At 42.9% G+C, this 2,401-nt stretch carries 3 protein-coding genes and 1 pseudogene; 2 read left to right on the forward strand and 2 right to left on the reverse strand.

Going from position 1 to position 2,401, the window contains the following annotated elements; all coding sequences use genetic code 11:
- A partial coding sequence (locus tag VLN09_RS09330) for a lyase family protein (protein ID WP_325245877.1) occupies positions 1-895 on the forward strand: 895 nt, incomplete at its 5' end.
- 346 nt (positions 896-1,241) lie between these two features.
- Here VLN09_RS09330 and VLN09_RS09335 read toward each other — a convergent pair.
- Positions 1,242-1,436, reverse strand: a complete 195-nt coding sequence (locus VLN09_RS09335) for a hypothetical protein (protein WP_325245879.1) — start codon at positions 1,434-1,436, stop codon at positions 1,242-1,244.
- A gap of 74 nt (positions 1,437-1,510) precedes the next feature.
- On the opposite strand from VLN09_RS09335, the pseudogene VLN09_RS09340 reads away from it, so the two are divergent.
- Positions 1,511-1,678 (forward strand): annotated as a pseudogene (locus tag VLN09_RS09340) (IS1595 family transposase); the annotation flags it as partial.
- 56 nt (positions 1,679-1,734) lie between these two features.
- Here VLN09_RS09340 and VLN09_RS09345 read toward each other — a convergent pair.
- On the reverse strand, positions 1,735-2,280 hold the full coding sequence (locus tag VLN09_RS09345; protein ID WP_325245881.1) for a DUF3124 domain-containing protein: 546 nt from the start codon (positions 2,278-2,280) through the stop codon (positions 1,735-1,737).
- Between the last annotated feature and the right edge of the window lie 121 nt (positions 2,281-2,401).

Consider the following 2,401-nt stretch of genomic DNA (forward strand, 5'->3'; position numbering starts at 1 on the left):
GTTACAGCACAGCTTGGCGGCCAAAGGAGAAGCGTTCAGTGATGTGTTAAAAATGGGACGTACTCAGCTTCAAGATGCGGTGCCGATGACGTTGGGACAAGAATTTAATGCTTTTGCCAGTGATTTGGGCGGCGAGACTGCTCGTATAGAACACACGTGTCTTCAGTTATGTGAAGTGAATTTAGGGGGCACAGCCATTGGTACAGGTATCAATGCGCCTAGAGGCTACGCGCATTTGGCTATCAATGAATTGGCAGCGGTCAGTGGTTTGCCAGTCAGGCTTGCAGAAGATCTTGTGGCCGCGAGTGCCGATATGGGGGCTTTTATTACCTTTTCAGGGTCACTCAAACGTTTGGCAATCAAACTCTCCAAACTCAGCAATGATCTGCGCTTACTCTCTAGCGGCCCGCGCACTGGTCTGGGTGAAATCAACCTGCCAGCTATGCAGCCGGGCTCCTCCATTATGCCGGGTAAGGTCAACCCTGTGATTCCTGAAGCGATGAACCAGACGGCTTTTCAAGTCATGGGCACCGATTTGACCGTGACCATGGCGGCAGAAGCAGGGCAGTTGCAGTTAAATGCCATGGAACCCTTGATTATCTACAATCTGTTGAACAATGCTCGTATGTTAGAAAAATCCATTCGTATGCTGGATGAGCTATGTATTCAGGGCATCACGGCCAATAAAGAACGCTGTGCGCAGCATGTAGAAAACAGTATTGGTATTGTGACGGCATTGGTGCCACACATCGGTTATGATAATGCTAGTCGTATCGCAGGCCACGCCTTATTAAGCGGTTTGGGCGTCTCCGAGTTGGTCAGACAAGAAAAATTGCTAAGCGATGAAGAGCTGGCGGCGATTTTATCACCAAACACCATGGTGAATAACGTTTAGATCAGATCGATGCGGTTGTATTAAGATTTAACTAGCATGTATCATTAATTAGCACATTTATGCATTTTATGGCCTTGAAGTGAGAACACGGCCTAGCCATCATACGTTTCGTAATTGTTCAATTAACCAACGATGTATACCACTGTCACTGGTACGTGGGTGCTATGCTGCTATGACCTTAAAGGTAGGTGGTAATGCTTCGAATTTAAGCTCTTTGACTTTACTGTTTGGTAGTAACCGTGAAGGATAAAATCATGTCGGTGGTGTACAGGATATCTGGCACTGCAAAGAAACTAGGAACTGACATCACAATATGGCGTTTGAGCCCTTTTTCTTTTTCTGCAAATCATTGATCATGGGAGCCACGCAAATTGGCACGCGAAGGTGATACCATCAGCTGCGGGTGTGCGGCAACTTGCGCCAGTGTGAAGATATCTGCTGCAAAGGTATTTTTATCGCCCGTCACACATAAATGCTGTTCTTCAAATGGCGTCACATACGATAAATTATCAAGGATAAACTCTGGAAAAGTAATCAGCAAATCAAGTTTGCCTGCCGCAAAAGGCGGGATGGAGAATAATTTATATAAACTGTTCCAGAATATGGGTTGTACTAATTTTAGGCATTGAGAACTTTTGGAATCAGTCTAAGCGAACACTCAGAAAATATAATGGCATTGATAAGAAGTATTTCCATTTATTTTTAAAAGAGTGTGAGTTTAGATTGAAATATGGGTCACCATCTAATCAACTTAAAACTCTGAGAAAATGGTGTGATATTTAATCCTTATCTACTACAGCCCCAAGAACAATATACATTTAATATAAAATGATTTTTTATCAGTGCACAACCGGCGTACCCTCGGTAATAAAAGCAAAGCTTTTATTACTGAAGTTACCAATCATAACTGCCTCAATGACTGGTCTCACGGTCTCATCTACACCTTCAACTTCAATTATGAAGTTAGCGCCCGAACCGTCTTTATCTTCTTCTCTTTCGACAATATAATTCAAGGTTGCCATGGCTGGTAGCTCAATGGTTTCTGTTAAGTATGATTTGACAAGCTCGCCATGTGTCCCGTAATAATCTATTTTATTAATATATAGTGAGTTCTTTAAAGTTGTGTTGCGCACGCTCAAGGTCGCTGACAGTAAAACCTTACGGCTGTCTCTATCGGTATAAATGTCTGAATAAATCGGTACATAAAAGGTTTGTTTATAGCCAAACTTGCTGTGATCAACTTTTTTTGAGCTGTTCTCAAGCTCTTTAATGGGATTTTGATGTTCTTCTGAAAACATGACGTTGGGATCTTGTTTAGCCCCATCACAACCGCTAAACAGTAGTAAGCTAGCAAGACATAGGACGGATATGCGACATTTATTCATAACGTTACCCTCTATCGATTAGTGTACTTTAACCCCAACACTACGTAAAAACTGATTGATATGTTTGTTCGCGCCGTAGACCACCAGCACATCGTCTGCTTGCAGCACTTGCTCGGGCGTT

Source organism: Psychrobacter sp., from assembly GCF_035469765.1.
In the GTDB taxonomy this organism is placed as follows: domain Bacteria; phylum Pseudomonadota; class Gammaproteobacteria; order Pseudomonadales; family Moraxellaceae; genus Psychrobacter.